Raw genomic sequence first — 19,259 nt, 5'->3', positions numbered from 1 at the left:
ATCCTACAAGCAGCTCCTTTTTTTGTCAGTCCATAAACCTGTACATCGGGTTAGCGATCATCTTGCGACCACGATAGATGCCGGATGGTTTGGTAGGCGCCGCCAAAGCGTTGCACGATTTCTCCGGTGTGCGGGTTGATCAGAAGGGTTTCGGCGGGATTCGACTTGCCAATGCTGTATGTGCCTGCAGCCAACCAGCGATTGTTGTGACTCCATGCCAGCTCCAGAGTGCCAAAATAATCGTCGCCGGTCTCCACCCGAATGTCGTCCCCGGTGCCTGCATGAGAGATCTCGATCCCACCCGGTACGCCCGTGGCCAGACTATCACCGGCGCGATTGGAATAAGGTACGGAATGGCCGGGAAGACGCCAGGATTCTTCCTGCTCACCCGTAGTGACGTTCCATGAACTTACATCCGTGTTCTCGCCGTACTCCGACACCAGCAGTTTGTCTGAGTCTTGCCAGGCTACCTGCGACGCGTGTGGTACATCGGCAGCGGGGCGCGTCAACAATGTCTCTCTGTGATCGACATCAAAGACGACAAGCCCACCTCCTTGGGAGTCCAGCATTGCCAGACGATGCGCGTCGGGACTCCACAGGAACCTGTCAGCGGAATTCGGTATGGCGAAAACCATGTCCTGTGAATTGGATAAATCCCATACATAGATCAGGTCTTGATCGCGAGTTCCCGCAGCAGCCAGATAACGCCCGTCATGACTCCATGCCAATGCTTTCACATGGAAGAAGTAGCCGTTATCAGGGCTCTCGATGGGCTCCAGAGTGATCGCGTCCCACAGGCGGATGTGGGAATCAGCGTCAACACCGGCGATATAACGTCCATCGGGGCTGACCGTGGCTAACCAGGCATCTGGAAGGTGCGCCATATCGTCCAACTCGGGTGTATACAACCACGTGCCCGTTATTGTCGAGACGAGAATGTAATCACCCCTGGGGTGCCATTCGACCGACTGCGCCACGCCGCGTCCGATGCGAGTCACGTCGGAGTGTACCTCCTGGGTTTGAACAGGAGGTACTAAAACCGTAAGCAACAACAAGAGTGAAAGGACGAACTTCAAACGGATCATCAAATCATCCTTATTAGCAAACTCTCCCATGAGTTTAGCGCTCTAGCGTTGATGACAATCCGACGGATGCACGACGATTACGGTACTGCGTTTCTGTTCATCATACCTGGATATTAGAGTCACCGATTTGGTCTGTACCGCTGGCACGAGTTTCACAACGAGATCCATGGATTCTTCATACAGAGCAGTGGGTATCTCTGTGTTAATAAAACGTGTGGAATCCGAGAGACGAGTGCAGTTCTGGTGTGCCTGGCAGCACCGTGCCGGCTACTTTTCTCGTCCGCGCCGGATTCTTCTCTCAGGCAGTCCATTGGTAGTCATGATGCAAGCCACCCAAAATCGAAATGCGCCGCAGTTGAATAGCGGCGGTGGACTGGCCGGGATTGTGATCCAGCAGCTCACGCCTGACGCTGCCGATGAATCGTAGCCTTCGGCGTTCCCTTCGGTCATCTACAAATCGCGTTTGCTTTGGGTGCTCCCATTGGTGTGTGGATCACCTCAATGCTGGCTCCCGCTGCGACACGCTCGAACTGAGCACTATACTTGCCATTGTTGTCGTAGATGAGAAAATGCGGTCCTTCGTCGAATGGTCTGGCTTCGCGCAGCTGCTGAGTTACCCACGTATCACGCGGTGATCGCGTGACGCCAAAATGTACCACGCGTCGCGATCCCAACTCGACCATAAAGAAGATAAAGATCGTGCGGAAGAACAGATCATATGTCTGAACGAAGTCGCAGACCTAGATCTCGCCCACATGATTGGCCAGAAACGTCGCCCACGTCTGACGTTTGTGCTCGGGCGGCAAACCGCGCTGCGCCTGGCGCATGTACTTCTGGACCGTACGTTTGGCGACCGTAATGCCCAGCTTGAGCAACTCGTCGCGAATACGCGGCGCGCCCCATCTTCGATTCTCGACCGCCATCTCAGCAATCCGGGCGATGGTTTCCGGGGAGAGTTGTGGCTTGCGGCGTTGGCCCTGCAACTTTCCTTTCCAGAACAACCGGAATCCTTGCCGGTGCCATTTCAGGAGCGTATCCGGTTTTACGATGCGCAATGCACCCTTCCAACCCCGCAATTTGCTCGCCAGAACCACCAGCACGCGCCGATCATGCTGTGTGAGCGCTGGTCGTCCCGAACTCTGACGCTTCAGCACGATCACCTGCTGGCGCAGAAACGCATTTTCCGCAATCAGCTCGTGCTTACTGCGCCACAAATCGGAGGTAATTCCGATGATCTGGCGATCCGGCGCAGATTGGGTCCATTCCTTCAGCTTGGTTTCGAGCTGAGGAAGTCCACGCGCGACCAATCGTTTGCCTGCGATCCAGAGCTGACGCCAGTTCATGGGTATTGTCCTTTTGCAGCGTTAGGAGGGAATCAGGGGCGTTTTAGGCGAAGATTATACGCGACGTACGCTCAGAGTCACGCCAGACGACAAAAGTAGCCGGACAGCTATCAATTGGCTGCGTGAAGGAAGAATCATGTCCGGACGATGTAAGTAGCCAGCACAGGTGTCAGAGTCAAACAGATATTCAACGACTTTCAGGATGATCTCGTTTGTTCCGTTTCCATCAAAGTCTCCTTTGCCAACCAGAGTAAGCGCATAGTCTCCAAAGCGTAGTGTGTCGATGGTGCTGAGATCGGTTGGGTTTTCGCGCAGCCATGCTTCTGCCAACAGCTCATGCCATTCAGAGTAGCTTGGCGCACCAAATGCATTATCTCTGCTCCACCAGCTGTAATACGGTGGATACTCAAGATTCAAGACGTGCCACGCTTTGTCAAGGTCGTCAAAGTCGGTATCTTTGAAGTCAGGGTAGCGGGCATTGAGTTCGAAGTGTACCGCCTGGACAAATCGTCCGTGTGCGTCCCAATCCTGATCTGTGCCCGGGGATGAACGCCAGATCTCGTATACGCCGTCAATATATTCATTTGTGGTTAAGGTCCGCAGTTGATACGGCACATTGTCTTGTGCCAAAGCGGTCCTGCTCATAAGGGAAAGCACGATCGAGCAAAGTAAGCCCAGTCGAATCAATATTTTGTTCACGTTCCACTCTCTCCTTGGCATAGCTCCATTATGCCTATCGCCGCACCGTGGCGGTTGTCGCTTGAACTACGCTGAACCTACTGTCTACAAATGTGCACACAGTGGGAGGAGTTTGTGAACGTATTTGCCATCTGCAAAGGTCGTGCGCTGCGGGGAAAGTGCAACCATGTTGGCTCAGTAGTTCCTGGTGAGGGGAGATTGATGAAGATCGGTGATTCTGGGGAGGTACAGCGTTGGATAGACCTGCCGAGATCTTGATGCGGTAAACCGATTCATTCGCGATTCCAGAATATTCAGTCCAGTTCGCGAGTACCTCGGCTGTACATCATCCTTTGCCTATACATGGAAAAATCCCTGCGGGTTAGAAAAGAATGTCCGCTTCGCCGCAGGATGTAGCAGTGGGACTTTCCGGATCTTCATGATTTCTCCCACTCTTAGATCCTAATCCGCGTCATTGAAAGCATCGTTCAAATTAGTCTTTAGAATACTGCGCTGGAACAAATACCCTTTGGCGCTGTTCAGCACGGAACGCATCGGTGGTTCGGTCGCGCACCAGTAGCACAGGCCGTTGAGCATGTCCAGCGCCGGATTGCCGCATTTTTTGCATACCCCAACCGAGCGTTCCTGCATCACGCGCGTCTCAAACGGCGCGTCGTCCGGCGCGTAGCTGCGTGTCAGTGCTCCTGTGCTGCACACCTGGGCGCACAGGCCACATCCCAGGCAGAAGCCGGGCGTAAAGAGGTGCTGGTACTGTCCTTCTACGCTGGTGGTCGAAAGTGCGCCGGAGGGGCAGTAGCGCGCGCAGGCTCCGCACGCGACGCAGTTAGACTCCACCGACAGCGTAGGCCACCGGGTTTCCGTCGCCTCCGGCTCGGATCGCGCCTCCGCACCGGCAGCGGAGGTCGGGTAGATTGCGGACAGGTGGCGCAGCCACACGGGAGTATGGGGTGGCAGCTTTTGCTGTACCTCCTCGTCCTCCGGCAGTCCGGTGAGCGCCTGCTGGGGAGCGCCGCTGCTGCGCGCAAAGGCGAAGGTCAGAAAGCTGCGCCGGTTGACTATCTTTTGCTCCGCCGAGACCACCGCGCGGCGTGTGGCGCTGGCGGGTGCGGGATCGCTCTCTTCGGCGATCAGCAGCGTGGGGGCGTGTCCGCTCGATTGCAGCCATGTGTTCGCAAGCTCGACGGCTTTATGTGTATAGCGCGCGGCTTCAGCCAGCGCGCAGCCCGAACAGTGCTCCAACCGCACGCGCGCGGCAGCGCCAAGTCCGACTTCATACCACACGCCCGGCGACACCGCTCCCAGGCACGCGCCGATTTGAATCACGGGCACCGTCTCGTCGCCCATCTGCGGCGCGGGGTGCGACTTGCACACAATCTCGACGGTGGGCGTGTTTACCCGGTCCAGCGCGCTCACGAGGCTGCGCTCGGACCACGCGCTGGTCTCGAAACACTCGACCGGGCAGGTGGACAGGCACAGGCCGCAGCCGATGCAGTCGTCGGCGGTCAAAAACACGGCGCGTTGGCTGAACCGGATCGCCCCGGTCGGGCAGACATCCTGGCAGTATGCGCACGCGGCATGTTGGTGGCGCTGTCGCAAACAGCGCTCCGGGTGGATCTGGCGCGGCGTCGCGGCCATCGGGGCCAGTTGGACCGGCAAACCTGCACTCATACCATTAAGCCTTTCGCATTATTCTTATTCGGGCGCGCCGGGTCAACTGCGCCGCGCAGCCTTATTCCTCGATCGAATGGGTGCTCTCCATTTTGATGAATGCGCCCGCGAAGTGCGCAGTAGACTGGTAAAACGGATGTGTGCTCTCCGTTTCGACGCGCTGGCAGAAGTCACCGCCCCAGCGCCCCAGATGCTTTTCCAGAAAATCGAGTTCCAGCCGCCGCCACCGTCTCGCTCCGCTGTTATCCCCCGCCGACCAGCAGTCTGATTCCTGGCCGCACAGGAAGTACAAAAACTCGGCCTCGGTCGCAAAATGATCCGGCGGCTCGTTCAACCCGGCGGTGATGGCGACGCCCGCCTTGTGATAGGCTTTTTCGACCGCAACGGCCTCCGCGCTGATCATCAACAGTGGCCTGGACTTGTTGGGGTTGTAGAACGTCTCATACGGCGGAATTTCCGGGCTGCCCGGCCCGATGAACAGGCGCGCATATTCGACTTTCAGCGCCTTCAGCAGCGTGTCCGGGTCCACCGTCGCCAGATCGCTCTGGACGGCGTGCAGCGGCTCCAGCGGATACAGCAGTTCAGTTACTTCACCCCGGTGAACCTGCTGAGTGAGCAGATCGCGGAAGTAGACGTACAGCTCCGACACAAACGCGCCAGACTGAAGCTTCTGCACGAGGTCGCCCGTCGGGTCGAAGAAGGCGCGCGCCAGCAGACCGAACACGTTGGCGCGGGCCAGGGCGATGTGTGACAATTTTTCGAAGGCCGCATCCGCAGCTTTAGGAGGCACTTGAGAAACCACGATGACATCTCCATGTGAACCATGCGCGTGCATTGAAGTGGGCGATCAAACCAGGTAATCCGCTATGCCCGGTGAGAGAATAGGCCGGAGCTGTTTGTCGATCAGGCAGGCTTCGCAGCCCGGATAGTGCGCGAGCAGCGCGACGCCCGCTTCGCTGCCTGCGACCATGATCGCCGTGGCGAGCGAGTCGGCCAGGGCCGCCGTCGGCGCGATAACCGTGGCGCTGGCAAGCTCGGCGGGCGATATGCCCCGGCGCGGATCGATGATATGGTGGGCTGAGTAATCGGACGCGAACGCCTGTAGATAATCGCCGGACGTCGCAACCGCCCTGTTCTCAACGTACAGCGACGGCATGGCTTGATCCGCACGCGGCGCGCGCAGCGCGATCTTCCACGGTCGTTGGGCGCTGTGCGAACCGGAAGCCAGCAGATCGCCGCCCGCCTCGACGAGCACATTCGGGAATCCGTGTGCGTTCAGGGTACCGACGCCGCCGTCGATCACCGCGCCCTTGGCGATGCCGTCCAGCGTGAGGCCCATGCCCGCCTGCGTGAAGCAGATCTCGTCGCCGGTGATGCGCAGGTTCTGCGCGCCTACCCGGTCGAGCGCGCGCTCGACCGCCGCCTGAGAAGGTAGGCTCCCATCCCGCGCTTCTGTGCTCTGATACAGATCCAGCAGCGGCTTAACCGTGACATCGAACGCTCCGTCCGATATGGCGTGCAGAGTCTGCGCGTCCCGTAGCAATGTCAACAGTTCAGGCGAGGGATAGCCGATGATGTCCCCCGTGTTGAGCTGCGACACCGGGCTGGCCGGATCGAACCGGGTGAACAGGTCCGCGAGGCGGCGCATCTCCGCCAGGGTCGCCTCGGCGGCGGCTTCCGCCTGCGCGGACTCGTCGCCCATCAGCGTCAGGTTAACGACCATGCCCATCAACAGCGCGGTCCGGTGTACGCTGGGTGCCTGTTTTACTGTGCGGTTGGCCCAATAGCTCAGCCCGCTGAGCGCGCTGCCCACCGCCATGACCCTTAGAAACTTGCGACGAGAAAGTGTGTTTGTTGCAGTCACCGCGCTAATTCCCATCTATCTGAGCGACGCCGGATTGCAGATAGATCTCATCCGTCAGCGTGCTTTCGTCGCTGTACTGGCTGAACAGGATAATCAGGATCAGGATCACGCACAGCACGATAAAAAAGTAGAGCGCCTGACGCGGGCTTACTGCCGTAAAGCGCTCATCCTGGTGTTCCATAGTCGCCTCACCCGGTTACGGACGTACAGGGCGGACTCCAGCGCCGGTTTGACCGGGCAGAGATACGTGCAGAAGGGTCGCAGCAGCAGCATCGACGTGAACAGTACGATTACCAGCAGCATCCACGGGAAAAACCCGGCGGATAGCGAAAACAGCGTGCCGAACGGCTCGTAACTCGCCGCGCCCGGCTGCCGGAACGCAAGTCCCATCGCCAATGCCAGCACGGCCAGCCAGCGCGGAACCCAGCGCAGCCGCCGGGTGAGCTTCGAGTCGCCGCTCGCGCTGAACGGATGCGCGTCGCCCAGCCGGGCGAAGCAGTCCTGCGCCGTACCGAACGGGCAAATCGTGTGACAGTACATGTTTTTGCCGCTGAACAGCACCACGCCGATCGAGCCGCCCAGCACGAGATACCAGTACAGGTGGTTCTGCCACGTGGGCCAATACCCGGCCAACAGTGATGCAAAATTAGCGATGGTCAGCGGCTTGTTATACATGAAACCCAGAATCACCAGGCTGATCAGCATGATCGCCCAGCGCAAAGCGTGCTTGTGACGCGGCTTACGCAGACGTGGCAGGAACAGGCTGGTCGCGAACAGCGCCACCAGGGTAACTTCCGGCAGCCCGAACTGCACCGGCACGGAAGCAGACGCCGCCGTCTCCGTCTGGATTTTTGCCACCGAGCGCCAGATCGCGGTAGCGACCGCATTGGCACTGAGTGACGCGCCGCTCACGCCATCGATGTCGTCGCCCAGCACGAGCGGCTGATCCAGCTTGCGCCCCAGGAACTTTTGAACGAAACGGTTATCGCGCAGCAGGGCGTAAAATCCGGGCGTCTCGCGCTGTTCGATCACCTGGATGCCCGCGATCTCGCCCTCCGGATCGACGCCCACCAGCAGATACACCGGGCCGCCATAGCCGGTTGCGTCCGCCGCCGCCGCATACCCCACGATCTCATGACTGGTATTGTAGGCGACAAAAACGTCGCCCTCTTTGACGACCGTATGCGCGGTCGGCAGCACGTTCGGGACCAGCGGCGCGATCTCGGATCGCGTCGTTGTGAAGCCGTACAGCCACGCGCCGAGCAAAATCGCCACAATCAGCGCATTTCGCAGCGTGGTGACGTTTTTGCTGTGGCGCATCGCTGGCCAGGCTGGAGCGTTAGGCATCGGATCTCCGAAAAGTGAGTGCGTTGTTTGGCAGCGCAAGGGGGACAGGATAGGCTCGTCTGGCCGCCACGTGGCGACCCCGACCTATCCTGCCACCTATGCGCTTCACTGTGCGATTGTTACTATGCGATGCGGCTACCCACGCGGCTCGTCGACCAACTGGAAGCTGTTGAAGCCCACCGTCAGCAGCAGGATGAACAGCCCCAGCAGGCCAAGCGCGACGCCGAATTCCACCAGGGTCGGCATAGCTGCCCCAACGGAGCCGATGTTAACACCGGCATAGTCGATATTCTCTACCGCGAAGCCCATTCCGACAAACGTGAGGCGCTTGGCCGCCAGATGCACCAGCGCCAGTCCCGCGCTCGTCACGGTCTGCGCGGTGCCGCCACCCCGCAGCGGCGCGATCAGCAGCAGGAGCAGCGCCGCCACGCCGGAGACGATCTCGACCCAGAATACGGGCGAGGCGATCATCAGGTCGATCAGTTCCGTCGCGCTGGCCGAACGGCTGAAGGCCAGCGTGACCATTTCACTGACGATCAGCAGCAGGCTCAGGCCCAGCATCGACGCCGTCAGCAGCGAGATCGGGTTGAGGTCGCAGCACTCCAGGTGCACGTACCCGCTCGGCTTGAGGAAGGTCATCACCAGCAGGATCGTCGCACCTGCCGACGCCACCGCCGCCACGAAAAACGCGATGGGCTGCACGGCGGAATACCAGTACTCACGCCCGATCTGTGTGGCGAACACGAACGCGGTCAGCCCATCGGCCAGCCCGGCCAGGAAGACGATCAGCGCCAGCGGCTTGAGGCCCTTGTCGTCACCCTTCGCCTGCATCAAGCGCCGCAGGTACACCGTCGAGACGATCAGGTAAGCCACCGTCAGCAGCAGATCCCACAGCATCGGTGACCCCAGGTGCGCGTACCGCACGATGCGCCACAGGCGATCCGGTTTCCCGATATCGACCATGATGTACAGCCCGCCCACGATTAGCGACGCCAGCGCGATGTACGCGCCCAGTTTGGCGTAGGGGCGGAACCGGGGCAGATCGAACAGTACGGGCAGCGAAGACAGCACCAGCGACCCCGCGCTGAGGCCCATGAAGAAGATGAATCCCGCGATATACGTCCCCCACGGGGTGAGATTCGAAAGCGATACAGTGCTCATGCCCTGGGTGAGCTGCACGACCCAGGCTACCACACCGGCCACCGTAACGACCGCCGCAGCCGCGATCCAGAGTGGGTTAACCGGCTTCCGGCGACTCTGCGCAATTGAAGAGTTCATTTTTGGCCCCTCACTTCTCAGCAGCAAGTCTCACTAAGTCAGGAAATAGACAGACGGTTCCGTGCCCTTCTCGTCCAGAAGTTGGAAGTAGGGGCGTTTGCTCAAAAGCAGCGAGACGTCGCTGTTCGGGTCGTTGAGATCACCGAACGTGCGCGCTCGCGCGGGGCACACCTCGATGCAGGCCGGTTCCTGGCCCTTTGCCACCCGCGTCGCACAGAAAGTGCACTTTTCGACCGTGTGCTTCTGGTGGTTGAACGCATCCACCGAGCCAACCTCGACCGCGGCAGCGAACTGCGGCTCCTCGAAGTTGAACTGGCGCACACCCGTATAGGGGCACGCCACCATGCAGTACCGGCAGCCGATGCACTTGTCCGGGTCCTGCATGACGAGGCCGGTTTCTTCGTCTTTCCACGTCGCGCCCACCGGACACACCTTGACGCAGGCGGGATTCTCGCAGTGCTGGCAGGCCAGCGTGATGAACCCGATTTGCAGGTTGGGGTACTCGCCTTCGGGCGTGTCCATTTCGTCGCCGCCAACCGTCAGCGTGCGGTTCCACCACACGCCGTCCGGCAGGTTGTTCTCGACTTTGCAGGCCAGCGCACACGTATGGCAGCCGATGCAGCGCTTGGTATCAACCACCATCACGTAATGTTTTTTCGCCATCGTTACTTATCTCCGTTCCACTTGCGTACTTCAACCGCCACGTCAAAGTAGCTCTGGTTGATCGATGAGGGGTTGAGCTGCATGTGCGTCAGCGACCACGGCGTGCCCTCTTTGTGCTGCTTGGGCAGCCAGCCCTTCGGCAGCGAAACCATGCCCGCGGGCAGCGCCGCGCTGACGATGGCCTTCACCACGCACGAGCCGCGATCGTTGTAGATTTCGACGTAATCGCCGGTGCTGATGCCGCGCGCGTCCGCATCGGCGGGCGACATCTTGACCGTCGGCTCCGGGTCCAGCTCGCGCAGCCACGCCGCTTCGGAGTACTGGGTGTGCACGCGCCAGCGGGTATGCTCCTGGAAGAACGCCAGCGGATACTTTTTGGCGATCTCGCGCTCCGGCCAGACTTCCAGTGGTGGATCGAAGTGCGGCAGGCGGTCGGTTTCGGGATCGAACTGCTGCGCCGTGGTGGAGTTCACGCGCGGCGTCGGGTTTTCGTTATAAAACTCCGCCCGGCCCGACGGCGTGCCGAACACCCCGTTGAAGCCCGCGCCGATGTTCGGCTTTTCGGGGTCCTGATACCACACCTTGAAGACGCCGTCTTCCTTGATCTTCTCCAGCGAGCAGCCGGTGCGTTCGGCTAGCGCCGGGGAAATCGACATCTGGAGCAGCTCGTCTTCGGTATAGTCGAAGTACTGGCCGACGCCCATTTTATTCGCCAGCAGCTTCAGAATGTCCAGGTCAGACTTCGACTCATACAGCGGCTCGACGGCTTTCGCGCCATACACGATGTACGGGTGGTTGCTGGCAAGCTCCATGTCCGTAAACTCGAACCAGTGCGCCACCGGCAGCACGATATCCGCCTGCTTGACGCTGTCGGTCATGAAGATGTCTGCCGCGACGATGAAATCCAGGCTCGGCAGGACCGTGCTCATCCAGAAGTTGTAGTCCGAGTGGGCGGCGACGGGGTTGCAGGTCGAAATGTAGAGCGCCTTGATTGGGTCCGGCTGGCCTTTGATCGTGCCGTTCGCCGCCGTCTCGAACAGGTCGTCAGTGTAGATGTCGCGGGGGAATTTGTAGTCAGGAAACACGAAGTTCATGACGTCGAGGTTATCGGCGTAATACCAGCGCTCGTTGATCGTGCCGCCATAGATCCCGATGTTACCCGTAATGGACGCCAGCGACGCCTGTGCGAACCCGGCCAGGTGGCCGTTGTCGTAGTGGTCGATGCCCATATAGCTGAACAACGTCGAGGGCGTGTTAGTGGCATAAAGCACGGCCAGATCGTGCAGCGTCTGCGCCGGGATGGTGGTGATCTCCTCAACGGTTTCCGGCGTGTATTCCGCGACGGCTTCCTTCAACAGATCGAGGGCGGTCGTCACCTTGATGCCGTTGACCTCGAACGTGCCGGTCAGCGCCGCTTCCACACCCTCGGCCAGCACGACGGCTTCCTTGTCCTCGACGCTCCACACCACGTACGGATCGATGGTGACTTCCGCGCCGGTCGCGGGATCGACCGTCGTTTCCGGTTCCTCGCCGGTCACGTCGCTCTGGCGCAGGAACTTCTTCGTATCCTCGCGCACCAGGAACGGGCCGACCGTGTGATCGTGAATGTACTGCGGGTTCTCAAGACCTTCCGCAAAGACGACCTGCATCATGCCGAGGTAGAACGCCGCGTCCGTGCCGGGGCGAATGCGCACCCACTGGTCCGCTTTGGATGCCGTGGTCGTGAAGATCGGGTCGATCACGATCACTTTGGCGCCCGCTTCCTGCGCTTCGGCAATGAAGTGCCAGACGTGGATCAGCGATTCGGTGACGTTGGACCCATTGATGAAGATCGTCTTGGCATTGCGCAGGTCAGCGATGTCATTCGCCGCTTGGCCCGGCCCGAAGACTTTGTTGTTGCCGTGCGCCACTGCCACGTCGAGCGTATTATTCAGGCAAGTGCTGCCCAGCACGCTGAAGAAGCGGTGCTGCGCGCCGTACATCGTCGCGCTGAGCACGCCGAAGTTGCCGGACCCCTGTGTGAAGGCGACAGCCGTGGAGCCGTACTGCTCGGTGATCTCCTGAAATTTGCTGGCGATGGTATCGATCGCCTCGCCCCAGGTGATGCGCTCCCACTTGCCTTCTCCGCGTTCGCCCGCGCGCTTCATCGGGTACTTGATGCGCCGGTCGCTGTACATCTGCTCCGGGTGCGTCAGGCCGCGCAGGCAAATGCGGTTGTAGCTCGGATCGGGGAAGGGCGCGGGCGACGTCTTGACTACTTTGCCGTCGCGCACGTGGGCGTAGATCCGGCAGCCGTTGTTGCAGTTGGGGCGGCAGAACGTGGCGACGATCGTTTCCTCGCTGGTCGCGGAGGCGGACAGCTTTTGCTCGTCGATCACCTGGAGATTGCGCAGCGTCCGGGGATCGGGGCCAGCGATAGTCACAGCGGCGGCAGCCGCGCCGGATGCTTTCAAAAAGGTGCGGCGGCTCAGGCCAGATCCGCTGCCCTTCTGTTGGTTGTCCATAGGACTTTCCTTTCGAGTCGCGTAGGAGTACGTCAGGTTCTGGATGACTTCAGACAGACGCGCCTTGAACGATGGCGAACCGCCGGAAAGGTCGGGATTCGGAGCTTCTTCAGCCGCTGCCGTCGCGTCGATCTGCTTCAGGCGCTCTTGGATGGCGGGCCACAAGTCAACGTCAGCGGGCGTAATCGTCTCCGCCTGTTTTGTGAAGAGTGACTTTATGAACTGTTCCTCATTCATGGCTCATCTATCCCAAGACACGCAGTCGAGTTGTGTCAACAAACACCGGATTTGGCGCTTGGCCGCATGCAGCCTGGACTTCACCGTGCCGACTGGAATCTCCAGCGCCTCCGCGATTTCTTCGTCCATCATGTCCATGTAGTACTTCAACTGCAGCACGGCGCGATGGTCGAAAGAGAGCTTATCGAGAAGGGCCTGCATCGATTCGGCGTCGTCATGGCTGATGCTGAACTCAGCCTGTTCGAAGTACAGCCGCTCATCAGGGTTCGCGCCCCGGTCTTCTTCGCCGGTCGTGATGATCTGGTCCAGCGAGACGAGGCGAAGCTGGCGTTTCACATGTTTGATCGCGTCGTTCGCCACGATACGCAGGAACCAGGGTCGGAAAGGGCGGTCGTCGTCGTACTGGTCGATCTGCTGGTACACCCGGATGAAGGCTTCTTGCACCACTTCTTCCGCAGCGCTCTGATCCCCGATGATGGAGAAGGCGATACGCACAGCCTCAAGCTGGTATCGCCGCACCAACACTTCCAAACCGCGCACATCGCCTTTTTTGAGCTGGGCGATCGCCAGTCTTTCATCCATAAAACTATCCGTGCCCCTCTTGCAGCGTCGTGTCGTGGTCTTTGGGGAACAGCTCGGGTGGTGCGCAATACCTAACATTTGAGAACCTTACCTGGTATTGATCGCCTCCGGCGGGTCGCTGAGCTTTGGGTAAACGTGTTAGGACCATCAGTTTCAGACAACTGCTCGTTCATGAACGTTTTTTTGGTGCACAGCCCGCTTGGGGCCAATCAACCTGAGAGCCGGTCCTCGAGTAACCGCCACCCAGTGAGAGGGTATTCCTCAACTGCAAGAGTAAAGATCTTTGTCCTTTGCCGGTCGAGGAAAATCCTATTTTACTGCACTGCATCCATAGTATCTTTTTGATTGTTAAATCGTTCACATTTGGTCTGCATTACCGAAATTAAGCGGCAGTTTGTGTAAAAGATGGGTTGGATTCATCGACAAGACTCGTAAATGCCGTTTGAGTAGGGATTGGTTTAAGGACATGACGGGTCTGTTGTGATAGGTTCAACCACGCTGCTGACGCGCGATGCGGCATTACTCGGTGCGCGTGGTCGATTGGTAGGCGATTTTCATTCAAACCAACCTGGATAATCGTTTGTTGTGTTGATTTGAAAATAGGGGAGTTGTCAATAAATATCAGAATTAGTAGTAGGGTTATTTCTATTATCGTCGTGAGTGTTGGACAATCCCACTTTTTCTCGAATATACTTGAGTCGATTTGCACCGGTCGATTACTGTGTATCGACCAGTATAGCATTTGGCCCTTTCGAGCATTCTAAATATTTAGAGAGGACATTATGACAAACGATCCGGACTACAGAATTGGTTCACTTCATCGAGGTCTTCAAGCGTTACTCGCATTTATCGATCACCCCGAAATGACATTTTCCGAGTTCAAAGAGCAGCTTAACCTGAGTAATGCCACCGCGAAACGCGTCTTGTACACCCTTCACGAAAACCGTCTGATCCGGCTTGATGAAAAGGAAAATCGCTACTACCTGGGCATTAAAGCATTCGAACTGGGGGTGGCGGCGGCGAAAACTCATACACTGCTTCAGATAAGCATCAAGTACATGGAAACGGTTGCGAATGAAGTTGGCGAAACGGTCATCCTGTCCAAATACGATGAAGGCGACCAACTGTACCTCCACAAGACCGAACCGCTCGGCGGGCTGAAGGTGCTGACTCCCGATGGGCGCCGGCAGCCGTTGCACTATGGGCTGGGGCGAACGATATTGGCCTTTCTGGAGGAGCACCTGTGGGAACAATATGTTCCGCATGAGATTCCATCCTACAGCATGCGCACCGTTGTGAATCGGGACGAGTTTATCGAAGACCTGCGGCGCATCCGGCGTAAGGGCTATGCTGTGGAGCGGGGGGAATATCGTGAGGGCGTTGTAGGCGTGGCCGTGCCGCTCTTCACACAGGCGTCGGAAGTGTGGGGATTGCTGGGTGTTGCACTGCCTAACAGCCGGTTCAATGAGGACAAAGAGAAGCTGCTTGTGACGCTCTTGACAAAAGCTTCAAAAGCTATTACTCTGGAAACGGCTCGGTAATGGACCGCCAGAATGCTGAGTTTTCGGGCTGGTTTTTTGCGGCATGCAGTCTTTGAAGGTGTGTTACAGAGTTCAGATTTTCAGCAAGTTGACAGTCCGGATAATATCGAATGCTCCTGTTTCGCCACGCGAAACTTTTTTTTCGCGTGAATTTGTGAAATTTTTCACATATTGATCCGTAAAGCAGGAAATTTGAGGGATTTTCGCCATACTGCGAACAAGTTGTTCCGCCCAGCGAAAAACCTCGCCTGGAAGGAGGTGCAACAAGGTAAACCGGTGACCCATGCGAAGTTACATCAGGTGCTACGGCTAATCATTGAATTCGAAGGAGATAGATATGGCATACAAGACCTATAGAGACTTGCGCGACTTCCTTGCCACGCTGGAAGCCGAAGGGCAGTTGGTCCGGATCAAGGACGAAGTTAATCCAGAGCCGGAGATCGGCGCTGCAGGTCGTGCGGCGGCGAACCTGAAGAATGGCCCCGCCGTTTTGTTTGAGAACGTCAAGGGCTACAAGGGTAGTGTGGTGACCAACGTGCACGGGTCGTGGGCCAACCATGCGCTGATGATGGGCATGGACAAGGACACCCCGGTCATCGACCAGTTCCGCGAGCTGGCCCGCCGCTGGGACAAGTACCCGGTTGCGCCCAACATCGTCACCGATGCGCCCTGCAAACAGAATAAGATCACCGAAGACATCAACATTTTCGAGATCCTTCCGCTGTATCGCATCAACAAGTACGACGGCGGCTTCTTTATCTCGAAGGCGTCGGTCATTTCGGCTGACCCGGACGAGCCGCAGAACTTCGATAAGATGAACGTCGGCACCTACCGCATCCAGGTTAAGGGCAAGGATACGCTGGGCATTCAGGCGCTGCCGTTCCACGACATCGGCCTGCAGCTCAAGAAGGCCGAGCGCCTTAACAAGCCGGTGCCGATCGCGATTACGATTGGTAATGATCCGATCGTGACATTCATGGCCAGTACCCCCGTCAAGTACGACCAAAACGAATACGGATTCGTTGGCGCGCTGCGTGACGGCGTTCCCTCGGACGTTATCAAGGCCGAAGAAACCGACCTGCTGATCCCGGCTGGCGCTGAAGTCGTGCTCGAAGGCTACATCAAGCCGCGCGTTCGCACGGTCGAAGGGCCGTTCGGTGAATTCCCCGGCTCATACTCCGGCGCTCGCCTCCAGGCTGAAGTTAAGATCACGACCGTCACCTACCGCGACAACCCGATCTTCGAGAACCTGTACCTGGGCCTGCCGTGGACCGAGATCGACTACCTCCTGGCGCTGAATACCTGCATCCCGCTCTACCAGCAGATCAAGGAAACGCACCCAGAAGTCAAGGCCGTGAACGCCATGTACACGCACGGTATCGGCGTCATCGTCTCGACCGGTGTACGCTACGGCGGCTACGGCAAGGCCGTCGGTATGCGCGTGCTGACGACCCCGCACGGTATGCCGTACTCCAAGATCGTGATCGTGGTTGACGAATTTGTGGACCCGTTTAATCTGGAGCAGGTCATGTGGGCGCTCACGACGCGCGTCGATCCGATCAAGGACGTGGCGATCATCCCGAACTGCCCCGGCATGCCGCTGGACCCGTCTTCGAATCCGCCTGGGATGCACTCCAAGCTGATCATCGATGCTACGACGCCTGTGGCGCCGGAAGCGGTCACCCGCGAAACCCAGCTTCTGGAGCCGCCGGTGGGTTACGAGATCTGGGAACAGACCATTCAGCAGTTGCTGAAGGCCCAACAAGCCGCCGACCCGGTTTTGGCGTAGTCGCTAATTTTTACGTCTGAGAAGAAAGGACAGCAAATGATTTGCCCACGGTGCGAAAGTGAAAACGTCGATAAGCTGGTGGATTCACCCGTCGGCGATGTTTGGGAAGTCTACATGTGCAACCGGTGCTACTACTCGTGGCGCTCGACCGAAGATGCGTCCGTGACGGACCCGGCCAAGTATGACAAGCGTTTCAAGCTGACTGAAGCCCAGATCGCCAAGATGATGGAAATCCCCCCCATTCCACCGCTAGAGGTGGAGTAGTCGCTCGCCAAAGCAACTGAAATTATCCGGAGGAGATCCCCATCTCCTCCGGAATATATCCTTTATCTTGGAGGATCACAATGGGAAGTACCGCGGTGACATCTGACCAGGCGCCGCCACTGGGCCTCGGTCAGTTATTCAGTAAAAACAAAAAAGCAATCGGCCTCGTCCTCTCGATCGTCGTGGCGCTGGCCATCTGGTTCGCCCCGACGCCCGATGCGCTTCCGGTTGCGGGCCAGCAGACCCTGGCAGTGACGCTTTTTGCCGTAATCTGGTGGATTTTCGGTGTTGTCCACCCGGCGTATACGACGTTCGTTCTTTTCTTGGGATACATCCTGCTTGACCTCGCGCCGCCAGCGACGGTGTTCCGCCTCTGGACCATTCCGCTGTCGTGGCTGATGGTGGGGGCGTTCCTGCTTGCCGGCGCTGTGACCAAGTCCGGTTTGGCCCGGCGTGTCGCCTATTTCTTCATGATCCGTTATGCGCGGTCCTATAACAGTATCGTCGTGCTGGCGTATGTGTTGGGCGTCGTGCTGAGCTTTCTCATTCCGCATCCGTTCCCGCGCACCCTGCTGATCATGGCGATCGTGTCCGCAATTCTCAAGAAAGCCAACGCGAACAAGAAGGACACGGTCACGATTGGTCTGGCCGTCTTCGTCGCGGCGACCGCGACGTCGATGGTGCTGCTCACCGGTGATGCCGTGCTCAATGTCGCAGGTGTCGGGTTCTCCGGCGAGGAAGTGGGCTGGCTGGAATGGGCGAAATATATGGCCGTTCCCGGGCTCATCGCCTCGGTTCTGATGATGGGCCTGCACTTCCTGATGTTCAAGCAGACGGGGCCGTTTGAGATCGATCGTGAAGCGCTGCTGCAAGAGCAAAAAGAACTCGGCCCGATGAGCCGCGACGAGTGGGTGACGCTGGGCTGGATCGCCTTCGCGACGGTGCTGTGGGCGACCGACTTCCTGCACGGGATCGACCCCGCCTGGGTGGCGATGGCCGCTGCGGTTGGCCTGTCCTTGCCCTGGATCGGCGATATTCTCGGCCCGAAGGAAATGTCTTCGAGCGTCAACTGGCCGATCATCATCTTTGTGGTGGGCGCTCTTGCCATCGGTACAGTCAGTTCCGCGACCGGCCTGTCGGAGTGGCTCGCAAACACGCTGCTGCCGGACAATCCGCCGTCGAATGCCTTCGCATACGCCGGTATGGTCGGCGGCGTCACGATGGTCATCCACATGGTGCTTGGTTCGGCGCTCGCCTGTATGTCAATCGTAGCGCCGCCGATGGTTGAGTACGCCAAGCTCGCAGGCTGGAGCCCGATTTTCCCGGCGCTGCTGGTCTACACAGCGGTCGAGATCCACTACCTGTTCCCGTTCCATCACGTGACGATGCTGTTGGGCGAAGGCGAGGTTGGTGGGTACAGCACGACTGAGACCATCAAGTACGGCCTGCCTCTGACGATTGTCGCGCTCATCGTTATGGTGGGGGTTCAGGTGACCTGGTGGATGATCGTCGGTCTGGTCTAGTTCGTCTGCCAGGCGGTAGGGCTGCCTGAGTGAGATCCTACCGTCGGGCGACTCTTCCCTGGGTCCTTCCAGAGATCGTCGAATGAAAACGGCTGTGTTCCCCTTCTCTTGTGCGAGGTGAGGGAAGGGGAGCCTGCCGGTGCGATAGACGGACCGGGTCATGCGCGGCACGAGGTTCAGACGTGGCGCTGCCTGAAGCCCGAACGAGGTGCGATATGCGGATCATTGTTGGAATGTCTGGGGCAAGCGGTGCTATTCTTGGTATTCGGATGTTGGAAGCGCTTCAACGTGTCGAGGACTGTGAAACGCATCTGGTCATCAGCGAGAGCGCGGAACAGACGATCCGGCTTGAAACAGGCTACAGCGTCGAGGCGGTTAAGGGTCTGGCTGATGTTCTCCACGATATCCGCGATATGGGGGCGACGATTGCCAGCGGGTCGTTCAAGACGGACGGCATGATCGTCGCGCCGTGCAGCATGAAGACGCTGTCGGCGGTGGCGGCGGGCTTCTCGTACAATCTGCTGGTCCGCGCCGTGGACGTCTGTCTGAAGGAACGGCGTAAGGTCGTGCTGCTCCCTCGGGAAATGCCCTTCAACGCTATTCACCTGCGCAATCTACAAGTCGCGGACCAGAGCGGATGCCTGATCATGCCCCCGATGCTGACCTTCTATAACCACCCGGCGACGATCGACGATATGGTCGATCACGTGATCGGGAAGACATTGATGCAGTTCGGCGTGGACTTCCAGCCGTTCAAGGCCTGGGAAGGCACTGAAGCGGCTCAGCAAATGCCGCCCGAACGCGTAGAGGCATAAACCGCTCATGCAAACGTACACCTTCAGCGAGGGGGTAGGGGACAGGCGCATCGACGC

Annotated in this window: 17 protein-coding genes; 5 read left to right on the top strand and 12 right to left on the bottom strand. The window is 58.7% G+C overall.

Annotation, left to right across the window (positions count from 1 at the left end; translation table 11 throughout):
* Positions 1-50 precede the first annotated feature (50 nt).
* The 12 genes from V7116_RS20225 to V7116_RS20170 form a co-directional block, all read right to left on the bottom strand.
* Positions 51-1,085, bottom strand: coding sequence for a WD40 repeat domain-containing protein (locus V7116_RS20225; RefSeq protein WP_324393785.1), 1,035 nt, complete (start codon positions 1,083-1,085; stop codon positions 51-53).
* Between the two features lie 740 nt (positions 1,086-1,825).
* Positions 1,826-2,428 carry an IS3 family transposase gene (locus V7116_RS20220; RefSeq protein WP_324393784.1) on the bottom strand — a complete coding sequence of 201 codons (603 nt, stop codon included), beginning with the start codon at positions 2,426-2,428 and terminating at the stop codon, positions 1,826-1,828.
* 54 nt (positions 2,429-2,482) lie between these two features.
* Positions 2,483-3,127: a hypothetical protein gene (locus tag V7116_RS20215; protein ID WP_324393783.1), complete on the bottom strand. Its 645-nt coding sequence runs from the start codon at positions 3,125-3,127 to the stop codon at positions 2,483-2,485.
* A gap of 441 nt (positions 3,128-3,568) precedes the next feature.
* Positions 3,569-4,795: a 4Fe-4S dicluster domain-containing protein gene (locus V7116_RS20210; RefSeq protein WP_324393782.1), complete on the bottom strand. Its 1,227-nt coding sequence runs from the start codon at positions 4,793-4,795 to the stop codon at positions 3,569-3,571.
* Between the two features lie 61 nt (positions 4,796-4,856).
* Entirely contained in the window at positions 4,857-5,597 is a 741-nt protein-coding gene (locus V7116_RS20205) for a TorD/DmsD family molecular chaperone (protein ID WP_324393781.1), read from the bottom strand.
* 45 nt (positions 5,598-5,642) lie between these two features.
* Positions 5,643-6,614, bottom strand: coding sequence for an FAD:protein FMN transferase (locus V7116_RS20200; protein ID WP_324393780.1), 972 nt, complete (start codon positions 6,612-6,614; stop codon positions 5,643-5,645).
* A 49-nt stretch (positions 6,615-6,663) separates the two neighbouring features.
* Complete coding sequence (locus tag V7116_RS20195; RefSeq protein WP_324393779.1) at positions 6,664-6,840, bottom strand: hypothetical protein; 177 nt, start codon at positions 6,838-6,840, stop codon at positions 6,664-6,666.
* Positions 6,807-8,006 (bottom strand): FMN-binding protein, encoded by a 1,200-nt coding sequence (locus V7116_RS20190; RefSeq protein WP_324393778.1) that lies wholly within the window; start codon positions 8,004-8,006, stop codon positions 6,807-6,809. Before V7116_RS20190 ends, V7116_RS20195 begins: the two co-directional genes overlap by 34 nt.
* 135 nt (positions 8,007-8,141) lie before the next feature.
* Entirely contained in the window at positions 8,142-9,284 is a 1,143-nt protein-coding gene (gene nrfD, locus V7116_RS20185; RefSeq protein ID WP_324393777.1) for an NrfD/PsrC family molybdoenzyme membrane anchor subunit, read from the bottom strand.
* A 33-nt stretch (positions 9,285-9,317) separates the two neighbouring features.
* Positions 9,318-9,947, bottom strand: a complete 630-nt coding sequence (locus V7116_RS20180) for a 4Fe-4S dicluster domain-containing protein (protein WP_324393776.1) — start codon at positions 9,945-9,947, stop codon at positions 9,318-9,320.
* 2 nt (positions 9,948-9,949) lie between these two features.
* Entirely contained in the window at positions 9,950-12,688 is a 2,739-nt protein-coding gene (locus V7116_RS20175) for a molybdopterin-containing oxidoreductase family protein (protein ID WP_324393775.1), read from the bottom strand.
* 3 nt (positions 12,689-12,691) lie between these two features.
* Positions 12,692-13,270, bottom strand: coding sequence for an RNA polymerase sigma factor (locus V7116_RS20170; protein ID WP_324393774.1), 579 nt, complete (start codon positions 13,268-13,270; stop codon positions 12,692-12,694).
* Positions 13,271-14,052: 782 nt separating this feature from the next.
* On the opposite strand from V7116_RS20170, the gene V7116_RS20165 reads away from it, so the two are divergent.
* The 5 genes from V7116_RS20165 (at position 14,053) to V7116_RS20145 (ending at position 19,202) form a co-directional block, all read left to right on the top strand.
* The gene (locus V7116_RS20165; RefSeq protein WP_324393773.1) at positions 14,053-14,811 is read left to right on the top strand and encodes an IclR family transcriptional regulator; all 759 of its coding nucleotides are present in this window, start codon (positions 14,053-14,055) and stop codon (positions 14,809-14,811) included.
* 337 nt (positions 14,812-15,148) lie between these two features.
* Positions 15,149-16,600 carry a non-oxidative hydroxyarylic acid decarboxylases subunit C gene (locus V7116_RS20160; RefSeq protein WP_324393772.1) on the top strand — a complete coding sequence of 484 codons (1,452 nt, stop codon included), beginning with the start codon at positions 15,149-15,151 and terminating at the stop codon, positions 16,598-16,600.
* Between the two features lie 36 nt (positions 16,601-16,636).
* Positions 16,637-16,864: a non-oxidative hydroxyarylic acid decarboxylases subunit D gene (locus tag V7116_RS20155; RefSeq protein WP_324393771.1), complete on the top strand. Its 228-nt coding sequence runs from the start codon at positions 16,637-16,639 to the stop codon at positions 16,862-16,864.
* Between the two features lie 80 nt (positions 16,865-16,944).
* Positions 16,945-18,387 carry an SLC13 family permease gene (locus V7116_RS20150; RefSeq protein ID WP_324393770.1) on the top strand — a complete coding sequence of 481 codons (1,443 nt, stop codon included), beginning with the start codon at positions 16,945-16,947 and terminating at the stop codon, positions 18,385-18,387.
* A gap of 215 nt (positions 18,388-18,602) precedes the next feature.
* Positions 18,603-19,202, top strand: a complete 600-nt coding sequence (locus V7116_RS20145; RefSeq protein WP_324393769.1) for a UbiX family flavin prenyltransferase — start codon at positions 18,603-18,605, stop codon at positions 19,200-19,202.
* Positions 19,203-19,259: the final 57 nt, after the last annotated feature.

The organism is Aggregatilinea sp., assembly GCF_036822615.1.
Taxonomy (GTDB): Bacteria; Chloroflexota; Anaerolineae; order Aggregatilineales; family Aggregatilineaceae; genus Aggregatilinea.
The sequence above is the reverse complement of the archived record's forward strand: the minus strand, read 5'-3'. Positions and strand labels throughout refer to the sequence as shown.

Excerpts from the sequence above, each read along its gene's own strand:
- V7116_RS20170 (WP_324393774.1), bottom strand. The coding sequence starts at position 13,270 with ATGGATGAAAGACTGGCGATCGCCCAGCTCAAAAAAGGCGATGTGCGC.
- V7116_RS20190 (WP_324393778.1), bottom strand. The coding sequence starts at position 8,006 with ATGCCTAACGCTCCAGCCTGGCCAGCGATGCGCCACAGCAAAAACGTC.
- V7116_RS20180 (WP_324393776.1), bottom strand. The coding sequence starts at position 9,947 with ATGGCGAAAAAACATTACGTGATGGTGGTTGATACCAAGCGCTGCATC.
- V7116_RS20195 (WP_324393779.1), bottom strand. The coding sequence starts at position 6,840 with ATGGAACACCAGGATGAGCGCTTTACGGCAGTAAGCCCGCGTCAGGCG.
- V7116_RS20160 (WP_324393772.1), top strand. The coding sequence starts at position 15,149 with ATGGCATACAAGACCTATAGAGACTTGCGCGACTTCCTTGCCACGCTG.
- V7116_RS20220 (WP_324393784.1), bottom strand. The coding sequence starts at position 2,428 with ATGAACTGGCGTCAGCTCTGGATCGCAGGCAAACGATTGGTCGCGCGT.
- V7116_RS20200 (WP_324393780.1), bottom strand. The coding sequence starts at position 6,614 with ATGGCGGTGGGCAGCGCGCTCAGCGGGCTGAGCTATTGGGCCAACCGC.
- V7116_RS20155 (WP_324393771.1), top strand. The coding sequence starts at position 16,637 with ATGATTTGCCCACGGTGCGAAAGTGAAAACGTCGATAAGCTGGTGGAT.
- V7116_RS20225 (WP_324393785.1), bottom strand. The coding sequence starts at position 1,085 with ATGATCCGTTTGAAGTTCGTCCTTTCACTCTTGTTGTTGCTTACGGTT.
- nrfD (WP_324393777.1), bottom strand. The coding sequence starts at position 9,284 with ATGAACTCTTCAATTGCGCAGAGTCGCCGGAAGCCGGTTAACCCACTC.
- V7116_RS20165 (WP_324393773.1), top strand. The coding sequence starts at position 14,053 with ATGACAAACGATCCGGACTACAGAATTGGTTCACTTCATCGAGGTCTT.
- V7116_RS20150 (WP_324393770.1), top strand. The coding sequence starts at position 16,945 with ATGGGAAGTACCGCGGTGACATCTGACCAGGCGCCGCCACTGGGCCTC.
- V7116_RS20175 (WP_324393775.1), bottom strand. The coding sequence starts at position 12,688 with ATGAATGAGGAACAGTTCATAAAGTCACTCTTCACAAAACAGGCGGAG.
- V7116_RS20145 (WP_324393769.1), top strand. The coding sequence starts at position 18,603 with ATGCGGATCATTGTTGGAATGTCTGGGGCAAGCGGTGCTATTCTTGGT.
- V7116_RS20210 (WP_324393782.1), bottom strand. The coding sequence starts at position 4,795 with ATGAGTGCAGGTTTGCCGGTCCAACTGGCCCCGATGGCCGCGACGCCG.